The 16,610-nt window shown below is 68.1% G+C and carries 13 protein-coding genes, 1 tRNA gene and 1 riboswitch; of the genes, 8 read left to right on the plus strand and 6 right to left on the minus strand.

What is annotated here, in order from left to right:
• Window positions 1-28 precede the first annotated feature (28 nt).
• Both Q0938_RS04400 and Q0938_RS04405 read right to left on the minus strand, forming a co-directional pair.
• The gene (locus tag Q0938_RS04400; RefSeq protein ID WP_299359555.1) at window positions 29-1,942 is read right to left on the minus strand and encodes an extracellular solute-binding protein; all 1,914 of its coding nucleotides are present in this window, start codon (window positions 1,940-1,942) and stop codon (window positions 29-31) included.
• Window positions 1,943-2,087: 145 nt separating this feature from the next.
• Window positions 2,088-2,630, minus strand: a complete 543-nt coding sequence (locus tag Q0938_RS04405) for a cytochrome c family protein (RefSeq protein WP_299359557.1) — start codon at window positions 2,628-2,630, stop codon at window positions 2,088-2,090.
• A gap of 136 nt (window positions 2,631-2,766) precedes the next feature.
• Between Q0938_RS04405 and Q0938_RS04410 the strand changes: the two genes are divergently transcribed.
• Entirely contained in the window at window positions 2,767-3,636 is an 870-nt protein-coding gene (locus Q0938_RS04410; RefSeq protein ID WP_299359559.1) for a prephenate dehydratase, read from the plus strand.
• Between the two features lie 27 nt (window positions 3,637-3,663).
• On the opposite strand, the gene Q0938_RS04415 is transcribed toward Q0938_RS04410, so the two are convergent.
• Both Q0938_RS04415 and Q0938_RS04420 read right to left on the minus strand, forming a co-directional pair.
• The gene (locus Q0938_RS04415) at window positions 3,664-4,110 is read right to left on the minus strand and encodes an SRPBCC family protein (protein WP_299359562.1); all 447 of its coding nucleotides are present in this window, start codon (window positions 4,108-4,110) and stop codon (window positions 3,664-3,666) included.
• Between the two features lie 104 nt (window positions 4,111-4,214).
• Complete coding sequence (locus Q0938_RS04420) at window positions 4,215-6,104, minus strand: sodium:proton antiporter (RefSeq protein ID WP_299359564.1); 1,890 nt, start codon at window positions 6,102-6,104, stop codon at window positions 4,215-4,217.
• A gap of 258 nt (window positions 6,105-6,362) precedes the next feature.
• Here Q0938_RS04420 and Q0938_RS04425 point away from each other — a divergent pair, with 258 nt between their 5' ends.
• From Q0938_RS04425 to metK, 3 genes are all read left to right on the plus strand, one after another.
• The gene (locus Q0938_RS04425; protein ID WP_299359566.1) at window positions 6,363-8,507 is read left to right on the plus strand and encodes a DEAD/DEAH box helicase; all 2,145 of its coding nucleotides are present in this window, start codon (window positions 6,363-6,365) and stop codon (window positions 8,505-8,507) included.
• 14 nt (window positions 8,508-8,521) lie between these two features.
• Entirely contained in the window at window positions 8,522-10,117 is a 1,596-nt protein-coding gene (lnt, locus tag Q0938_RS04430) for an apolipoprotein N-acyltransferase (protein ID WP_299359569.1), read from the plus strand.
• A 9-nt stretch (window positions 10,118-10,126) separates the two neighbouring features.
• Window positions 10,127-10,173, plus strand: a riboswitch (SAM-SAH riboswitch).
• Between the two features lie 3 nt (window positions 10,174-10,176).
• Window positions 10,177-11,355, plus strand: coding sequence for a methionine adenosyltransferase (gene metK / locus Q0938_RS04435; protein WP_299359571.1), 1,179 nt, complete (start codon window positions 10,177-10,179; stop codon window positions 11,353-11,355).
• An 85-nt stretch (window positions 11,356-11,440) separates the two neighbouring features.
• Here metK and Q0938_RS04440 read toward each other — a convergent pair whose 3' ends face one another.
• Window positions 11,441-12,070 carry a DnaJ domain-containing protein gene (locus Q0938_RS04440; RefSeq protein ID WP_299359573.1) on the minus strand — a complete coding sequence of 210 codons (630 nt, stop codon included), beginning with the start codon at window positions 12,068-12,070 and terminating at the stop codon, window positions 11,441-11,443.
• Window positions 12,071-12,143: 73 nt separating this feature from the next.
• On the opposite strand from Q0938_RS04440, the gene Q0938_RS04445 reads away from it, so the two are divergent.
• The 4 genes from Q0938_RS04445 to Q0938_RS04460 all read left to right on the plus strand — a co-directional run bounded on the left by Q0938_RS04445 (window position 12,144) and on the right by Q0938_RS04460 (window position 15,657).
• Window positions 12,144-12,404 carry a BolA family transcriptional regulator gene (locus Q0938_RS04445; protein ID WP_299359576.1) on the plus strand — a complete coding sequence of 87 codons (261 nt, stop codon included), beginning with the start codon at window positions 12,144-12,146 and terminating at the stop codon, window positions 12,402-12,404.
• A 168-nt stretch (window positions 12,405-12,572) separates the two neighbouring features.
• Window positions 12,573-13,544 carry a class II fructose-bisphosphatase gene (gene glpX / locus Q0938_RS04450; protein ID WP_299359577.1) on the plus strand — a complete coding sequence of 324 codons (972 nt, stop codon included), beginning with the start codon at window positions 12,573-12,575 and terminating at the stop codon, window positions 13,542-13,544.
• A gap of 171 nt (window positions 13,545-13,715) precedes the next feature.
• Window positions 13,716-15,479 carry a single-stranded-DNA-specific exonuclease RecJ gene (recJ, locus tag Q0938_RS04455; protein WP_299359617.1) on the plus strand — a complete coding sequence of 588 codons (1,764 nt, stop codon included), beginning with the start codon at window positions 13,716-13,718 and terminating at the stop codon, window positions 15,477-15,479.
• Between the two features lie 103 nt (window positions 15,480-15,582).
• Window positions 15,583-15,657 (plus strand) — tRNA-Glu (locus tag Q0938_RS04460).
• Window positions 15,658-16,100: 443 nt separating this feature from the next.
• On the opposite strand, the gene Q0938_RS04465 is transcribed toward Q0938_RS04460, so the two are convergent.
• Window positions 16,101-16,610: aminotransferase class III-fold pyridoxal phosphate-dependent enzyme (locus Q0938_RS04465; protein WP_299359579.1), on the minus strand; the 510-nt coding region annotated here is incomplete at its 5' end.

Consider the following 16,610-nt stretch of genomic DNA (forward strand, 5'->3'; position numbering starts at 1 on the left):
CGTCAGCTGTCCGGTCGGCCGCAGCAGATCAGCGCAGCACCCCGGCTTCTTTCAGCCTCTGCGCCTTATCGGCGTCGTACCACCAGAAATCAAGCTCACCCAGGGCGAAGGGGGGCTGTTCATCCGGATGGGCGAAGATGTCCCAGTAGGCCACGGTGTGCATGGGCTTGTACCATTGCGGCACCCAGAACCGCAGCGCCCGCAGGACGCGGTCCAGCGCGTGGACGCGGGTGGTCAGTTCTTCCTGCGTGGTCGCGGCCTCGACCAGGCTGATCAGCCGGTCCACCGCCGGGTTGGCCAGCCCCATCGCGTTGAAGACGTCGTCCGTCGAGGCCGAGCCGAAGAACTGCTGCAGGCCGGAACCGGGGATCAGGTCCTGGCCCAGCGGCTGGCTGGGGTTGGTCATGTCGAACTCGTGCCGGCGCAGGCGGGATTCCATCTGCGCGTCGTCGATGCGGGTGTGGACCGCGTCGATGCCGAGCGCGCGCAGGTTCTCGACATAGGGATTGAGGACCCGGTCGAAGGTCTGCGATTCATTCAGCAATTCGACCCGCAAGGTTTCGCCGTTGGCATTGCGCCGCATCCCGTCGCGCGATCCGGGGTCGATGGTCCAGCCCGCCTCGTCCAGCAGGGCCGACGCCTTGCGCAGGTTCTGCCGATCCAGCTGGCGCGGGCCGCTGACCGGCGCGGTCACCGCCTCGTCCGTCAGCACGCCCGCCGGTAGGTCGGCCGCAAGCGGTTCCAGGATCGCCAGTTCGTCGGCCGAAGGCGTGCCGGTGGCTTCCAGCGGCGAGTTGTCCCAGAAGCTGTCGACACGCTCGTACAGGCCGTAGAACAGCGTCTCGTTCGCCCATTCGAAGTTGAACGCCAGGCCGATCGCCTCGCGCACGCGCGGATCCTGGAACTGCGGTCGGCGCAGGTTCATCACCCACGCCTGGCCGCTGGCGACCTCGCCGCTGGGTAGCTCCTCCTTCACGACATGGCCGTTCTGGAACGCCGGAAAATTGTAGCGGGTCGCCCAGATGATGCTGCTGGCCTCGTTCCGGAACGTGTACTCGCCCGCCTTGAACGCCTCGAACGCGGTCTCGTAGTCGCCGAAATACTCGACGCGGATCCGATCGAAGTTGTGGCGCCCGACATTGATCGGCAGGTCCCGCCCCCAGTAGTCGGGATTGCGGCGATAGACGACGGTGCGGCCGATATCGGCGCTGTCGAAGACATAGGGGCCGGAACCGACGAACGGGACGGAGGAGCTGTCGGACAGGTCCCGGTCGTTCCGGTCGAAATCGGCCTGCGAGAACACCGGCAGCCCGCCCACCGCCTGGATCACGTCGCGGCGGGGATAGTCGGGCGTGAAGGTAAAGCGGATCCGCCGGTCGTCCAGCACCTCGGCACCCGCGACCTGCTGGGCGAGAACGGTGCGAAAGGATGACAGGCCCTTGTCGCGCAGTTGTTCATAGGAAAACAGCACGTCGTCCGCGGTGACCGGGGTGCCGTCGGAAAACCGGGCATCCGGACGCAGGTTGAAGACGACCCAGTCGCGGCTTTCCGGATATTCGATGGTCTCGCACAGCAGGCAGTAGGCCGCCCCGACCTCGTCTGCGGTTCCGGTCAGCAGGCTTTCCAGCATGACCGTGGACAGCGCGGCGCCGCGGCCCTTGATCGTGAACGGGTTGTAGCTGTCGAACCCGCCGGCCGCCCATTCGCTGATCTCGCCGCCCTTCGGGGCATCCGGGTTGACGTAGGCGAGATGGGGGAAATCCGCGGGCAGCTTCAACTCGCCGAAGACCGAGACGCCGTGCGCCACGATCGTCGCCTCATCGGCCGGCGCAGCCTGCGCCGCGGGACCCGGGGCCTGCGCCCATGCGGAAACGGGAACAGCAGCAACGCCGGCCGCCATCGCGAGCAAGCCGGCCTGCATTGTCCTGTGCAGCAGCGTCATCCACCGGCCCCCTTTTCGATCCGCATCACCGGGCAAGGCTAGGCCGGCCCGTCCGCCGACCGCAAGTGTCTCTCGCGATCCTGTGCACAGCAAAAAGGCGCGGGAAGGTCCCGCGCCTTTTGGGCCGATCGACTGTCTGGACGGCTCAGTTGACCGTCTGCAGATAGGCGATCACGTTGGCTCGGTCCTCGGGCTTGTCCAGACCGGCAAAGACCATCTTGGTCCCGGGCACGACGCCCTTCGGGTCCTCAAGGAATGTCTGCAGCGCCTCGGGCTCCCAGGTCGGGGCCTCGGCCGCATGCGCCACCATTGCGTCGGAATAGCTGAAGCCGTCCACACTTGCCACCGGTCGACCGACGACGCCGTTCAGATAAGGGCCCGTGGCACTGCCACCGTCGAGCTTGTGGCAAGCCCGGCACTTGCCGAACACGCGTTCGCCCGCGCCCGCATCGGCCGACGCCAGCAGCGTGGCAAAGTCCGGCCCCTCATCGGCCGCTTCTTCCTCGCCCTCGGCGCCGCCGTCGTCCACCGCGATCCGATAGGCCTGCGGATGCTCCTCACCCTCGGCGACATGGCCGGTCGGACCGACGTGATACAGCGCCGACGCCCCCCACGACACCAGCAGCAGGAACAGCAACGAGCCGATCAGTGCGCCCGCCGCCTTGGTGATCGTCATCGTGTTGAACATGCCTGCGGTCCTCGTCGGGTAAGGCTGGAAAATCTGCCCGTATCTATGCCCTTTCGCTTTGCCGGTTCAAGGTATAGTTCCGCGCCCATCCACAGAAACGGCGTGGCGCGACGTCGCCCGCAACCAGGTGCGCCAGATGACCGCCTCGACCAACCGCATCGCGTTCCAGGGCGAACCGGGCGCCTACAGCCACGAGGCCTGCCGCGCCGCCCGCCCGGACATGGAGGCCCTGCCCTGCCGCACGTTCGAGGACGTGATCGAGGCGGTCCGGTCGCGCCAGGCGGATCTGGCGATGCTGCCCGTCGAGAACTCCACCTATGGCCGGGTGGCCGACATCCACCACCTGCTGCCCGAATCCGGGCTGCACATCATCGACGAGTGTTTCGTGCGCGTGCATATCAGCCTGCTGGCGGTGCCGGGCGCGACGCTGGACGACATCCGCGAGGCGATGAGCCACACGGTGCTGCTGGGCCAGTGCCGCAACTTCCTGCGCCAGTACGGCATCCGGTCGATCGTCGGTCCCGACACGGCCGGAAGCGCGATGCTGGTCGCGCAGCATGGCGACCGCCACCGCGGCGCCCTCGCCAGCGCGCTGGCCGGCGAGATCTACGGCCTGGACCGGCTTGCCGACCGGATCGAGGATCGCCAGAACAACACCACCCGGTTCCTGATCATGTCGCGCCAAGCCGACGAAAGCCGGCGTGCCAACCGTGCCGGCGATGACCGGATGCTGACCAGTTTCGTGTTCCGGGTGCGCAACATTCCCGCCGCGCTGTACAAGGCGATGGGCGGGTTCGCGACCAACGGCGTCAACATGACCAAGCTCGAAAGCTACATGGTCGACGGGGTGTTCACCGCCACCCAGTTCTACGCCGATGTCGAGGGTCACCCCGACGACCCCGCCGTGGCGAGGGCGCTGGAGGAACTGCGCTACTTCACCTCGGAGCTGACGATCCTGGGGGTCTATCCGGCCGATCCGCTGCGGGCCGAACAGGCGAGCGGCTGAGCGACGGCGCACTGCGATCGCAGCGCGTCAGCCAACCGGCCGGGCGGCAATCTCGGACATGAAGCGGCCGATCCGCCGGGCGAATTGCCGGTCCAGCTGCGGCTTTGCCAGCCTGGCGGTCTGCATCGCAAGCCGGGCCCGCAGGTTCCGGGGTTTCGCCTCGACCTCCACCACCAGCCGGGATCTGCTGCGGGCCAGCGAGATCACCGTGATCACCAGGTGCAGGTCGAACAGCTCTCCCCGCCCCTCCAGCGCGATCACTTCGGGTCGATCCAACCGGGTGACGGCCAACCGCAGGTCACGCGGCCTGCCCCGCAGGTCGAATGCGATGTCCCAGGCCAGTTCCGCGTCAGTGACCCGCCGGACCTGGGCGCCGCGCCGGACCAGCAGACGTTCGGCCCGGGCGAAGTCGCTGACTGCATCGAACAGCGCCTCGGCGGGGACGTCACTGTCGTGGCGGGTGGAAAACTTCATGCAGACGGTCCTCTGGGCTGCGAAATTACTCAAACGTCGCCAATCTAGCCGTCCTCCTCGCACCGCGGCAACGTCGGTTCGGCCGACCGGGACGGCGACGCAGATCAGCCTTGCTTCTCGCGGGCGTCATTCGCTTCCTGCCTGGCATTCTGGCGCAGACGCGCGGCGTCGGCACTGTCCTGGCGGATCTGCTCGACCAGTTCCGGCGGGATCATCGACACGATCTGCAGGCCGTCTTCGTGGGACATGTCGTCAGGATCGGTGATGAACTGCAGGCGATCGCCGGACAGCTGCGCCAGCGGGATCACGCCCGGGCGCGCCTCGCGCCACTGATCCAGCGTGTATTCGTCCGTCAGTCGGGTGGTCCGGAACGTCCAGCCGTCGGCCAGCAGATCCAGATACTGCGCCAGCGTGCGGTTGCCGCCGATCCCCTGCCCACCCAGCTGGCTGGGCAATGCGTGGCGCGGCCGATCCTCCTTGTGTCGGGCAAGCTGCCAGATCGTCTCGCGGCCGAATTCCGGCGCGAGGTCGGTGGCGACCAGCGTGTTGTAGGCGTCGTTGTCCGAGGCGACGAGGACGGTGGAATAGGCGATGAACTCGACATTGTGTTCCGCCGCCTCGGACAGGACATCCCCGTAGAACGTCTCGATCCCCGCCTCTCGCGCAAGCCGCAGATGATCGCGGTTGCCATCCGTGATCAGGACGTTCACGTCGATCTTCTCCAGCGCCTGGGCGAGGCCGGTGGTGAAGGCTGATCCGCCGACGATCAGCAGGCCCGGCTTGTCCCCAGAGGTCAGGCCCAGTGCCCGGGCCATTGGCGCCAGCGTGAAGCCATGCAGAAGCACGGTGGTCAGAACCAGCACGAAGGCCAGCGGGGCCACCAGCACCCCGTCGGTGACGCCTTGCGCCACCAGCCGTTCGGCAAAGATCCCGGACACGGCGACCAGAACGACCCCGCGGGGCCCGGTCAGCGCCACCAGAACCCGCTCCTTCATCGTCATGTTGGTCCCGAGCAGCGACAGCATGACGGTGGCCGGGCGCACCACCAGGATGATCACGGCGATCAGCACCGCGGCACGCCAGTTCAGCTGGCTGATCATTCCGAAATCCACGCCCGCTGCCAGCAGGATGAACACCCCGGATACAAGCAGGATCGTCGCATGTTCCTTGAACCGGTAGATCTCGGAGTAGGACGGCAGGTCGGCATTTGCGATCACCAGTCCCATGATGGTGACGGCCAGCAGCCCGGATTCGTGCAGCCCAGTATCCGCGATCGAAAACACGCCGAGCACCGCCACGAACAGGATCGGGACCTTCATGTATTCTGGTACAAGATGCCGGCGGAAGGCGATCACCAACCCGCGTCCGGCGACCAGCCCCAGAACGAACGCGAATCCCGTGCCCAGTGCCACGGTGCCCAAGGCCCGCCCCCAGAACGCCCCGCTGGTCACGACCACCACGATCTGCAGCGCCAGAACCGCGGCCAGCGCCCCGAGCGCATCGTTCACGATGCCTTCCCACTGCAGGACCTGGGCGGGGCGAGAAACCAGCTTGGCCTGGCGCAGCAACGGCGCAATCACGGTCGGGCCGGTGACGATCAGCACGCCCCCGAACACGAGAGATGACTGCCAGCTGAGCCCCCCGACCCACATCAGCGCCAGGGTGGACAGCGCCCAACCCAGTGGCCCCCCGATATAGACAAGCCGCCGCACCCCCAGCCGCGCATCGGCGAGCTTCTTGAAGCTGAGCGTCAGGCCGCCCTCGAACAGGATCACCGACACGGCCAGCGAGATCATCGGCCCGACGAGCGACCCCAGATCACGGGACGGGACCAGCAGTCCGGTCACCGGCCCCAGCGCCAGCCCCGCGGCAAGCATCAGAACGATCGCCGGCATCCGGAACCGCCAGGCAAGGTACTGCGCCCCGACCCCTGACACGCCGATCAGCGCCAGGGCCTGCATGGCCGAAAGTCCCGCTTCTGCCGTTGTCGCCATGCCTTCTCCGCCCCATTTCTCGTGTTCTGCGCCAGTCGAACCACCGCAGCAGTGATTCCGCACTATCGCAGATCGCCCGTTAAGCGGTTATGCACCCGGAGGCCAGATTGACGCGGCCACAGGTTTGGTCTAATAGCGCGAGGCCCGCATCCGGCGGGCGGCCGAGGGGCGTACGGATATTGACGTCCCGACAGAGACGCTCCGGCTTGACCGTGAGCGTCTGAACGGACGATTGCGATTCCTGCAGAAAGCCTCTGAATGACCAAATTTTCCGACCTGAAGCTCGACTCCAAGGTGCTCAGGGCCATTGAGGAAGCCGGCTACGACACGCCGACACCGATCCAGGCGGGGGCGATCCCTCCGGCGCTGGAAGGCCGCGACGTCCTAGGCATCGCCCAGACCGGTACCGGCAAGACGGCCAGTTTCACCCTGCCGATGATCACGCTGCTGGGTCGCGGACGCGCCCGGGCGCGGATGCCACGCAGTCTGGTGCTGTGCCCGACGCGTGAACTCGCCGCGCAAGTGGCCGAAAACTTCGACATCTACGCCAAGCACACCCGCCTGACAAAGGCGCTGCTGATCGGTGGCGTGTCGATGAAGGATCAGGAAAAGCTGATCGACCGCGGCGTCGACGTGCTGATCGCCACCCCCGGCCGGCTGCTGGATCACTTCGAACGCGGCAACCTGCTGTTGCAGGGTGTGCAGATCATGGTCGTGGACGAGGCCGACCGGATGCTGGACATGGGGTTCATCCCCGACATCGAACGGATCTTCCAGTTGACGCCGTTCACCCGTCAGACGCTGTTCTTCAGCGCCACGATGGCACCGGAGATCGAACGCATCACCAACACCTTCCTGAATGCCCCCGAGCGGATCGAGGTGGCCCGCCAGGCCACCGCCAGCGAGACGATCACGCAGAAGCTGGTCGAGCTGACCCCCACCCGCAAGGACCAGACGGCCAAGCAGAAGCGCGAGTTGCTGCGCGCGCTGATCGAGGCCGAGGGCGAGGGGCTGAAGAACGCGATCATCTTCTGCAACCGCAAGACCGAGGTCGACATCGTCGCAAAGTCACTCAAGGCGCATGGCTATGACGCCGCGCCGATCCATGGCGACCTGGACCAGCGGGTGCGCACCGCGACGCTGGACGGGTTCCGCGACGGTTCCTTGCGGTTCCTGATCGCATCCGACGTGGCGGCGCGCGGGCTGGACATCCCGGCGGTCAGTCACATCTTCAACTTCGACCTGCCGAGCCATGCCGAGGACTATGTCCATCGGATCGGCCGGACCGGCCGGGCCGGGCGACAGGGGACGGCGATCTCGATCGGAACCCCGTCGGACGAGAAATATCTCGCGTCGATCGAATCGCTGGTCAAGCAGACGCTGCCCCGGGCGGATCTGCCCGAAGGGTTCAGCCTGTCGGACGCATCCCAGACCGCGCCCCGCAAGCCGCGGGAAACCGGGCGGCCCGCCGGACGGAGCGCCAGCCGCACCCGCACGCGCGACCGCAAGGACGACCAGCGCGAGGATCGGCGCAGCCGGGCCGAAGCCGGCGCCGCGGATCCGGCGCTTCCGGACGCCGTCGAAACAACCGTCGACCGCGGTCGCGTGGATCAGCCGGAACGGGCTGAGCGGCGGCAAGCCGGGGACGAGCACCGCGAGAAGCGGCAGAACGCCCGGGGCGAGAGCAAACGGGACGGGCAGTCGAGCGGACTCGCAGAGGCGCCGGCAGAAACCCGCGCCGATGACCGGCCGGCAACCCCGCAGCCGGTGCGGCGCGAGGAACGGCGTGAAGAGCGTCGCGACGATCGCCGTGATCGCCGGGGGGATCGTGGCGACCGGGATCGCGGGCCTGCGGTCGTCGGCATGGGCAGCCACATTCCCGATTTCCTGATGACCAGCTTCCGCAGCGTACTCGAGGAAGGTGGCGCCTCCCCCCAACCAGCGCGAGCGGAGGTAGCCGCCGACGTAGAAAATGCGACGACTGCGCCGGCGCCCGAAGCCGCCTCGGCAGCGGATGCGCCGAAGCCCAAGCGCCGCACCCGCACCCGCAAGACGACCGAAGCAGCGAAGGACACCGCGGCAGTCAGCGCCAACGGACCCGAGGCAGGCACGACGGACACCGAGGCGGCGGTCGCGGACAAGCCTGCGCCAAAGAAGCGGGCGACCCGCAGCCGCAAGAAAGCCGACGCCCCTACGCCTGACTCACAGCTGGCCGATGCATCGTCCACGGATGCATCAATCACTGATCCGGCGACTGCAGCAGACGCTGGTGCCCCCGCTGCGCCCGGCGCGGGGATCCCCGATGCGTCCGCGGAACCGCAGCGAGATCCACAGCCGAGCGAAGCAGGTCCCGGCGACTCCGGGCGTGTCGCCGAGCCGGCTGCGCCGCAATCGCAGGACTGACGGGCCGAGGTCCGATGCCTGCGCCGGCAGACGCGCGCGCGGCAGCGGCGGGATCGCCGCGCCGCCGGCGCAGCGATACCGCAATGCTGTATCGCGGCGCGCCGGATGCAGCGCTTGGGGTTCTCGCCGCCCTGGGTCAGGCGCCGTGGAATCTGTGGCCCCTGACAGTGCTGGCGCTCGCGTCGCTCGTCTGGCGGATGGGGCCGGCACCCACGGCCGGCGCGGCCTTTCGCCGCGCTACGCTCGCCGGGCTGGGGTACTTCGCCGTCGCGATGTTCTGGATCGTCGAGCCGTTCCTGGTTCAACCGGAGATTCACGGCTGGATGGCGCCCTTCGCGCTTGTCCTGACCGCGCTTGGCGGCGCCCTGTTCTGGTCGCTGCCAGCGTGGGTCGCCTGGCACATCGCCGCCACGCCGCGCGACCGTGCGCTGGCCTTTGCGGCGATGCTGGTCCTGTCCGACTGGATTCGCGGCTGGATCTTCACCGGACTGCCCTGGGCGCTGACCGGCCATGTCTGGATCGCGACCCCGGCGGGGCAGGCCGGGGCGTGGGTGGGCGCGATCGGGCTGTCAGCGCTGACCATGGGCGCGGCGGCCTTGCCGGCATGGGCTGCACATGACCCGGAGCTGGGCCGGGCCTCGCGAGGCAGGGCGATCACCCGCGGCCTGCCGCTGGCTGCGGCGCTGATCGGGGCGGTCTGGTTCGCGGGCCTCGCCCGGCTGAACCCCGCATTGCCGCCGGACCCCGGACCGGTCCTGCGGCTGGTCCAGCCCAATGCGGACCAGACGCGCAAGTGGGACCCGGAATGGAGCGGCGTGTTCTATCAGCGCCTGCTTTCATTGACAGCGGCGCCAGCCGCCCGGCCGCTCTCGGCCGTGGTCTGGCCCGAAACGGCCGCCCCCTTCGTCCTGGATCAGGCCGGGCCGATCCTTCCCGACATCGCCGCCGCCGCCGGCGTCCCGGTGCTGATGGGAATTCAGCGCAGCGAGCGCGGATCGTGGTTCAACAGCCTGGTCGAGGTCACGACGGACGGACGGGTTGGCGAACTCTACGACAAGTTTCACCTCGTCCCGTTCGGGGAATACATCCCGTGGGGTGACGCCCTGGCCGGTCTGGGCCTGACCGCCTTCGCGGCGCAGCAGAGCTATGGTTACGCATCGGGCCCCGCCCCGCAGATCCTTTCGCCCACCGGGCTGCCCGCCGTCCAGCCGCTGATCTGTTACGAGGCGGTCTTTTCCCGCCATCTGCGACAGACCGGGGGCCGGCCCGCCTGGCTGCTGCAGGTCACCAACGACGCCTGGTTCGGGACGTGGTCGGGACCGTATCAGCATCTGGCGCAGGCCCGGTTGCGTGCCATCGAATCCGGGTTGCCGCTGCTGCGGGCCGCGAACACGGGCGTCTCGGCCGCGATCGATGCGCGGGGACAGGTTCTGGCCCGGCTCGGGCTGGACCGGGAAGGCTACCTGGACGTGGGGCTGCCCCCGGCCCTGCCCGCCACCTTGTGGTGGCGTTGGGGGAACTGGCCGATCGTGGCCCTTTTTGTCGGTCTGCTGGCCCGCCTGGCGTGGCGACGCGGCGGCGCAGTTGACCGCCGCTTTCGGGTGACCTAAGCCCGGTCATTGCCCCCACAACGGCTTCCTGGCGTGGCGGGTCACCCAATGGAGCAATCATGTCCCGAAAGAATTACGTGTTCACCTCGGAATCGGTTTCCGAGGGGCACCCCGACAAGCTGTGCGACCAGATCTCCGATGCCGTCCTGGACGCGTTGCTGGCCGAGGATCCGTCCGCCCGCGTCGCCTGCGAGACGTTCGCCACGACCGACCGCGTCATCATCGGCGGCGAGATCGGCCTGAACGATCAGGCGCGGCTGGTCCGGTTCCGCGACTGCGTCGACCAGATCGCGCGGGATGTGATCCGGGACATCGGCTATGACCAGGACAAGTTCAGCTGGCGCAGTTGCGAGGTGACGAACCTGCTGCACGAACAGTCGGCCGAGATCTGGGGCGGCCACGACAAGGGCGTCGGCAACGGCGGCGCCGGGGACCAGGGCATCATGTTCGGCTATGCGGTGGATGAAACCGAGGCGCTGATGCCCGCCCCGATCCAGTACGCGCACGCGATCCTGCGGCGTCTGGCCGAGGCGCGGCACACCGGTGAGCAGCCTTCACTCGGCCCCGACGCCAAGGCGCAGCTGTCGGTGCGGTACGAGGACGGGCGCCCCGTCGGCGTGACCCAGATCGTCGTGAGCCACCAGCACACCGACGAGAACCAGAGCTCGGACGACATCCGCCGCCTGGTCGAACCCTATGTGGACGAGGTGCTGCCCGCCGGGTGGCTGAGCGATGACACGGTGTGGCACGTGAACCCGACCGGCAAGTTCGTGATCGGCGGGCCGGACGGCGATGCGGGGCTCACCGGGCGCAAGATCATCGTGGACACGTATGGCGGCGCTGCCCCGCATGGCGGCGGGGCATTTTCCGGCAAGGACCCGTCCAAGGTCGACCGCTCCGCGGCCTATGCGGCACGGTACCTGGCCAAGAACGTCGTCGCCGCGGGCCTCGCGCGTCGTTGCGTGATCCAGTTGAGCTATGCGATCGGTGTGGCCGAACCGCTGTCGATCTACGCCGACACGTTCGACACCGGTTCCGTGAACGAAACCGAAATCGAGGCTGCGCTGCGCAAGGTCATGGACCTGACGCCGTCCGGCATCCGCCGCCATCTGGCGCTGGATCGCCCGATCTATCGGCGCACGGCCGCCTATGGCCATTTCGGCAGGGCGCCCGACGCCGATGGTGGATTCAGCTGGGAACGGACCGATCTTGCCGAGGCGCTGAAGGCTGCGGTCTGACCGCAGCGCTGGGTCCGACTAGGCGGTTACTGCCAAGTTCAAACAGCTCTTCGGCACCGCCAGCATATCGCAGCGCCGCGGCGGGTTAGCTGTCGCGAAAACTGCGGCTGTCCTTGATCTGGTCCCACGCCCACACCACCTGCTGCAGCCGATCCTCGTCGGATCGGTCGCCGCCGTTCATGTCCGGGTGCAGGTCCTTGACAAGCGACTTGTACTGCCGGCGGATCTCGATTTTGGTCCAGCTGTCCTTGGCTTCGAGGATGTCCAGCGCCCGACGCTCGGTCGGCGGCAGCTTCCGGGCGGCCCGTGCCCTCGCATCCGGGGCCGTTCCGTTCGCGCCGAGGATTTCCAGCGGATCGCTGACCCCGTGTCGCGCCCAGGCCTGTTCCTGCGCCCCCTTGCCGAACGGCTTGGTCGGGCGCTCCCAGACGGTCGCGTTATCAAGGAACTGCTGGAACTCGGCCTCGGACTGACCTTGGAAATAGTTCCAGTTCAGGTTGTATTCGCGGACATGGTCCTTGCAGAACCAGTAATAGTCGTCCAGCGCCTGCGGGGACTTGGGCGCACGATACTGGCCCCGTTCGGTGCAGCCTTCCTTGTCGCAGATACGGGTCGACGTCTCAAACGCCCCGGACATGCCACGACGGCCCTTGGACCGGCGCTTCTTGTCCGAAGCGGCCGAGATGTCGAATCCGAACGGGTCGTTCTTGGTCATCGATTGGCCTGCTTTCCGACTCGGGACCGAGAGTGTAGGCCATTTGGATGGCTTTGTAAGGGGAGAGACCGAGATGACGCGATCGATCGCCGACGAGATGCGCGACCGCCTGGCGGTGCTGGATCCTTCCCGGCTGGAGGTCATCGACGAAAGCGAACAGCATCGGGGCCACGCGGGCTGGCGCGAAGGTGGGCAGACGCATTTCCGTATCCGCATGGCCTCGCCCCGTCTCGCCGGCATGACCCGGGTCGCGCAGCATCGTCTCGTCCATCACAGCCTCGGCGACATCGTGCCCCGCATCCACGCACTCGCGCTGGAATTGTCGGCGGAGTGAGGTTGCCCGACCGCCGCACGAGGCCTTGCGGCCGGGACGACGCGTGCGATCCTGCGGATTTTGGCGATTGCGACACGGTGCCGCCAGCAAAACGGCAGCTTCTGCTTGTCGGCCCACCGGCCCGCGCCTAGAAGCCGGGCACGTGGTGCGTTCAACGAGGTTCCGATCATGTCTGCCCCCAAGGATTTCAACGACCGTATGCTGTCGCTTGGCCTGGCCCGCGTCAGCGAAGCCGCGGCCCATGCGTCGGCCAAGCTGATCGGCCGCGGCGATGAAAAGGCGGCTGACCAGGCCGCGGTCAACGCCATGCGCGATCAGCTGAACATGCTGGACATCCAAGGCACCGTGGTCATCGGCGAGGGCGAGCGCGACGAGGCGCCGATGCTGTTCATCGGCGAAGAGGTCGGCACCGGCAACGGACCCGAGGTGGATATCGCGCTCGACCCGCTGGAAGGGACCACCCTGACCGCCAAGGACATGCCGAACGCGTTGACGGTGATCGCCATGGCACCCCGCGGCACGCTGCTGCACGCACCTGACGTCTACATGGACAAGCTGGCGATCGGACCGGGCTATCCCAGGGATGTCGTCAGCCTGGAGATGTCTCCGGCCGAACGGGTGCGGGCACTGGCGAAATCGCGCGGCATCACCACCGAGGACATCACCGTCTGCATCCTGGAACGCCCCCGGCACGAAGACATGATCGCCGAGGTCCGTTCGACCGGGGCGGCGATCCGGCTGATCACCGACGGCGACGTGGCCGGCGTGATCCACGTGGCCGAGGCCGAAAAGACCGGGATCGACATGTACATGGGATCCGGCGGCGCGCCCGAGGGGGTTCTGGCCGCCGGTGCGCTGAAATGCATGGGCGGGCAGATGTGGGGCCGGCTGATGTTCCGCAACGACGACGAGCGCGGGCGGGCGACCAAGGCCGGCATCACCGATTTCGACCGGATCTATTCCCGCGACGAGATGGTGACCGCGGACGTGATCTTTTCCGCGACCGGCGTGACCAACGGCTCGATCGTGCAGGGACTGCGGCACGAACCGGACTTCATCGAGACGGAAACGATCCTGATGCGGTCCAAGACGGGCTCGGTCCGGCGGATGTTCTACCGCAACCCGACCCGCCGCGCCTGACCGAACCGCGCTGCAGTAACCTGAGGCCCAGCTGCTGCTGGGTCTCGAGGCAGCACCGTGCCGCGTCTGGGGGCGATCGGCTGCGCTCCCGTGTTCCCGCACCGGCTGCGGCCCGCGGCCCTGCCCCCGATCGGGGTTGCGGGCCGGGCGCCGCTGTCGCAGATAACCCGCATGCTCCAGCAATCCCCACCCCTGCGTCCGTTCCTCGGCGTTGACCGCTCGTTCACAGGCCGGCGCTGGCTTGGTCCGGCCCCGGAGCTGGAGCGCCGCGCCGAGGGCCTGGCGCAGTCTGCCGCCCTGCCCCTGCCGGTCGCACGGGTGCTGGCGGAGCGCGGCATAGAACCGGACGCCGTCACCGGCCATCTGGAGCCCCGGCTGCGTGATCTGCTGCCCGACCCGCTCACGCTGCGCGACATGGACGTCGCGGCCCGCCGGATCGTGGCGGCGGCCACCCAGGGTGAACGCATCGCGATCTTTGCCGATTACGACGTCGACGGCGGCGCCTCGGCCGCGCTGCTTTTGACATGGCTGCGCGACCTCGGGCGGGACGCGACGCTTTACGTGCCGGACCGCATCGACGAGGGCTACGGCCCGAATGCGCCGGCGATCGCCGGTCTCGCCGACCGTCATGACCTGATCATCTCTGTCGACTGCGGCACACTCGCCCATGACGCCCTCTCCGCCGCGCGCGGCAAGGCCGATGTCCTGGTGCTGGACCACCACCAAGGGTTCGAGACGCTGCCCCCGGCTCTGGCCGTGGTCAATCCGAACCGCGTCGACGAGGACGGGACGCTGGGCCATCTGTGCGCCGCCGGCGTCGTGTTCCTGACCCTTGTCCAGGCAAACCGGGTTCTGCGGGAACAGGCCCGACGCGAACCGGATCTGATCGCCCAACTCGACCTGGTGGCACTGGCGACCGTGGCCGACGTGGCGCCGCTGGTCGGTGTGAACCGCGCCTTCGTCCGCCAGGGGCTTGCCATCATGGCCCGTCGTCAGCGACCGGGCCTGGTCGCCTTGTCGGATGTGGCGCGGCTCGATACCCTGCCGACTGCGTTCCACCTGGGCTTCCTGCTGGGCCCCCGCATCAACGCGGGCGGCCGGGTGGGCCGCGCCGATCTGGGCGCCCGCTGCCTGTCCTGCAGCGACGCGACCGAAGCGGCGCGGCTGGCGGCCCAGCTGGACGACTTCAACCGTGATCGCCGTGCGATCGAGGCCGGCCTGCGTGACGAGGCGCTGGCCCAGGCCGAGGCCCGCGGCGATCCCGCACTGGCTTGGGCCGCGGGCGAGGGCTGGCACCCCGGCGTGGTCGGGATCGTGGCCGCACGGCTGAAGGAGGCAACGCGGCGTCCGTCCGTGGTGATCGGGGTCCGGAACGGCATCGGCAAGGGGTCGGCCCGCTCCGTCCCCGGGGTGGATATCGGCCGCGCCATGCAGCGGCTGATGGCCGAGGGCCTGATCACGCAGGGCGGCGGCCACGCGATGGCGGCCGGGCTGACCGTGCAGGCGGACGCGATCCCCGCCGCCATGGACCGGCTGTCGAGCCTGATCGCCCAAGAAGGCGCCGATCAGGATCTGAGCGACGGGCTGCGGATTTCCGGCCTGCTCGACCCGGCGGGCGTATCCGTCGAGTTGCTGCAGATGCTCGATCGTGCCGGGCCGTTTGGCGCGGCTGCTCCCGCCCCGCGCTTTGCCTTTGCTGACCAGCTTGTCGAAAGCGTTTCCACCCTGGGCGATCGCCATCTGCGGCTGCGCTTCCGCAGCCCCGGGGCGGCGCCGGTCGACGCCGTGGCCTGGGGGGCGATGGACAGCCCGCTGGGCCCGGCGCTGCTGGAGTCGCGCGGCCGCCGGCTGCATCTCGCTGGCAAGCTGGAACTCTCGGTCTGGGGCGGACGCCAGCATCTGCGGCTGCGTCTGGACGATGCTGCAGCGGCGTGACGATCGACGGGGCCGGGGCGCCGTTTTTCTGCTTGCACGCCCCGCGACCCTGACCTAAACACCGCGTCACGCCGCGGGCCAGTGCCGCGCGGACGACCCGGATGGCCCGTTCGTCTATCGGTTAGGACGCCAGGTTTTCAACCTGGAAAGAGGGGTTCGATTCCCCTACGGGCTGCCATACGCCTCGTGAAGGCATCTTTTCATTGGGTTTTCGGTGCGAAGTGTCCCACGATTTCTGGGCCGTGGGACACCTGCGGTCTGACGGGCGTGCCGGACGCGATCGAATCCGGACTGGATCAGCCCCGCCCGCTCCACGTCCTTGACGTAGGGCGCCGAGGACTTGACATCGGAATGCGACGGGCTTGCGGCGATCTCGAACACGCTCGCACCTGCCCGGGCCAGTTCATGCGCCGTTGCGCGTGATGGTTTGGTTGCTGGCATCGTTCTATCCGTCTATGACGACGGACAGCCCGGTATCCGAATGCCGAGTTCTGCCGCCTTTGGCGCAGCCACCCGCAGTCGAAGCGCCGCGGCGCAAACCGAAGTTGGCAGCGGACACGCCCGCGAAGACTGGCGGGACGGGAAACTGTCGCCGATTCCCTCGGATCACGGCGGCACAGGTCAGGTAGAAGCCACCTCCGCCTCGACCTCTCCGAGCGCCTTCGCCACGATCTCGAACATGTCGTCGGCCTGCGCGCGCGTGATGATCATCGGCGGGCAGAACGCTACCGTGTCGGTCATGTTGCGCGAGATCATCCCGCCCCGCTGCATTGCGGCACTCATCAGCCCGCCAAGCTTGCCGGTGGTGCTGACCGACTTCGCCGTCTTGTCGTTCACCAATTCCAGAGCCGAGATCAGCCCGACGCCCCGCACCTCGCCCACCAGCGGCCGGTCCGCCAGCGTCCGAAGGCGACCAAGAAAATGCTCGCCCACCACGCGCGCATTGGCGACAAGGTCACGCTCCTTGATGATGGCAAGGTTTTCCAGCGCCACCGCCGCGCCCAGCGGGTGGGCGCCGCCGGTGTAGCCATGGCCGAATGTGCCGATCCGGCCGGGTAGTGTCCGAGCACGTGGTGTAATTTCAGCGCCGTCGACGGTGTGATCCCGGGTGGTCACCGAGGTGTATGGTCG

The organism is uncultured Paracoccus sp. (assembly GCF_947496875.1).
Taxonomy (GTDB): Bacteria; Pseudomonadota; Alphaproteobacteria; order Rhodobacterales; family Rhodobacteraceae; genus Paracoccus.

Bases quoted from the DNA above. Each gene is read 5' to 3' on its own strand.
- Q0938_RS04400 (WP_299359555.1), bottom strand. From the start codon at position 1,942: ATGACGCTGCTGCACAGGACAATGCAGGCCGGCTTGCTCGCGATGGCG.
- Q0938_RS04405 (WP_299359557.1), bottom strand. From the start codon at position 2,630: ATGTTCAACACGATGACGATCACCAAGGCGGCGGGCGCACTGATCGGC.
- Q0938_RS04410 (WP_299359559.1), top strand. From the start codon at position 2,767: ATGACCGCCTCGACCAACCGCATCGCGTTCCAGGGCGAACCGGGCGCC.
- Q0938_RS04415 (WP_299359562.1), bottom strand. From the start codon at position 4,110: ATGAAGTTTTCCACCCGCCACGACAGTGACGTCCCCGCCGAGGCGCTG.
- Q0938_RS04420 (WP_299359564.1), bottom strand. From the start codon at position 6,104: ATGGCGACAACGGCAGAAGCGGGACTTTCGGCCATGCAGGCCCTGGCG.
- Q0938_RS04425 (WP_299359566.1), top strand. From the start codon at position 6,363: ATGACCAAATTTTCCGACCTGAAGCTCGACTCCAAGGTGCTCAGGGCC.
- lnt (WP_299359569.1), top strand. From the start codon at position 8,522: ATGCCTGCGCCGGCAGACGCGCGCGCGGCAGCGGCGGGATCGCCGCGC.
- metK (WP_299359571.1), top strand. From the start codon at position 10,177: ATGTCCCGAAAGAATTACGTGTTCACCTCGGAATCGGTTTCCGAGGGG.
- Q0938_RS04440 (WP_299359573.1), bottom strand. From the start codon at position 12,070: ATGACCAAGAACGACCCGTTCGGATTCGACATCTCGGCCGCTTCGGAC.
- Q0938_RS04445 (WP_299359576.1), top strand. From the start codon at position 12,144: ATGACGCGATCGATCGCCGACGAGATGCGCGACCGCCTGGCGGTGCTG.
- glpX (WP_299359577.1), top strand. From the start codon at position 12,573: ATGTCTGCCCCCAAGGATTTCAACGACCGTATGCTGTCGCTTGGCCTG.
- recJ (WP_299359617.1), top strand. From the start codon at position 13,716: ATGCTCCAGCAATCCCCACCCCTGCGTCCGTTCCTCGGCGTTGACCGC.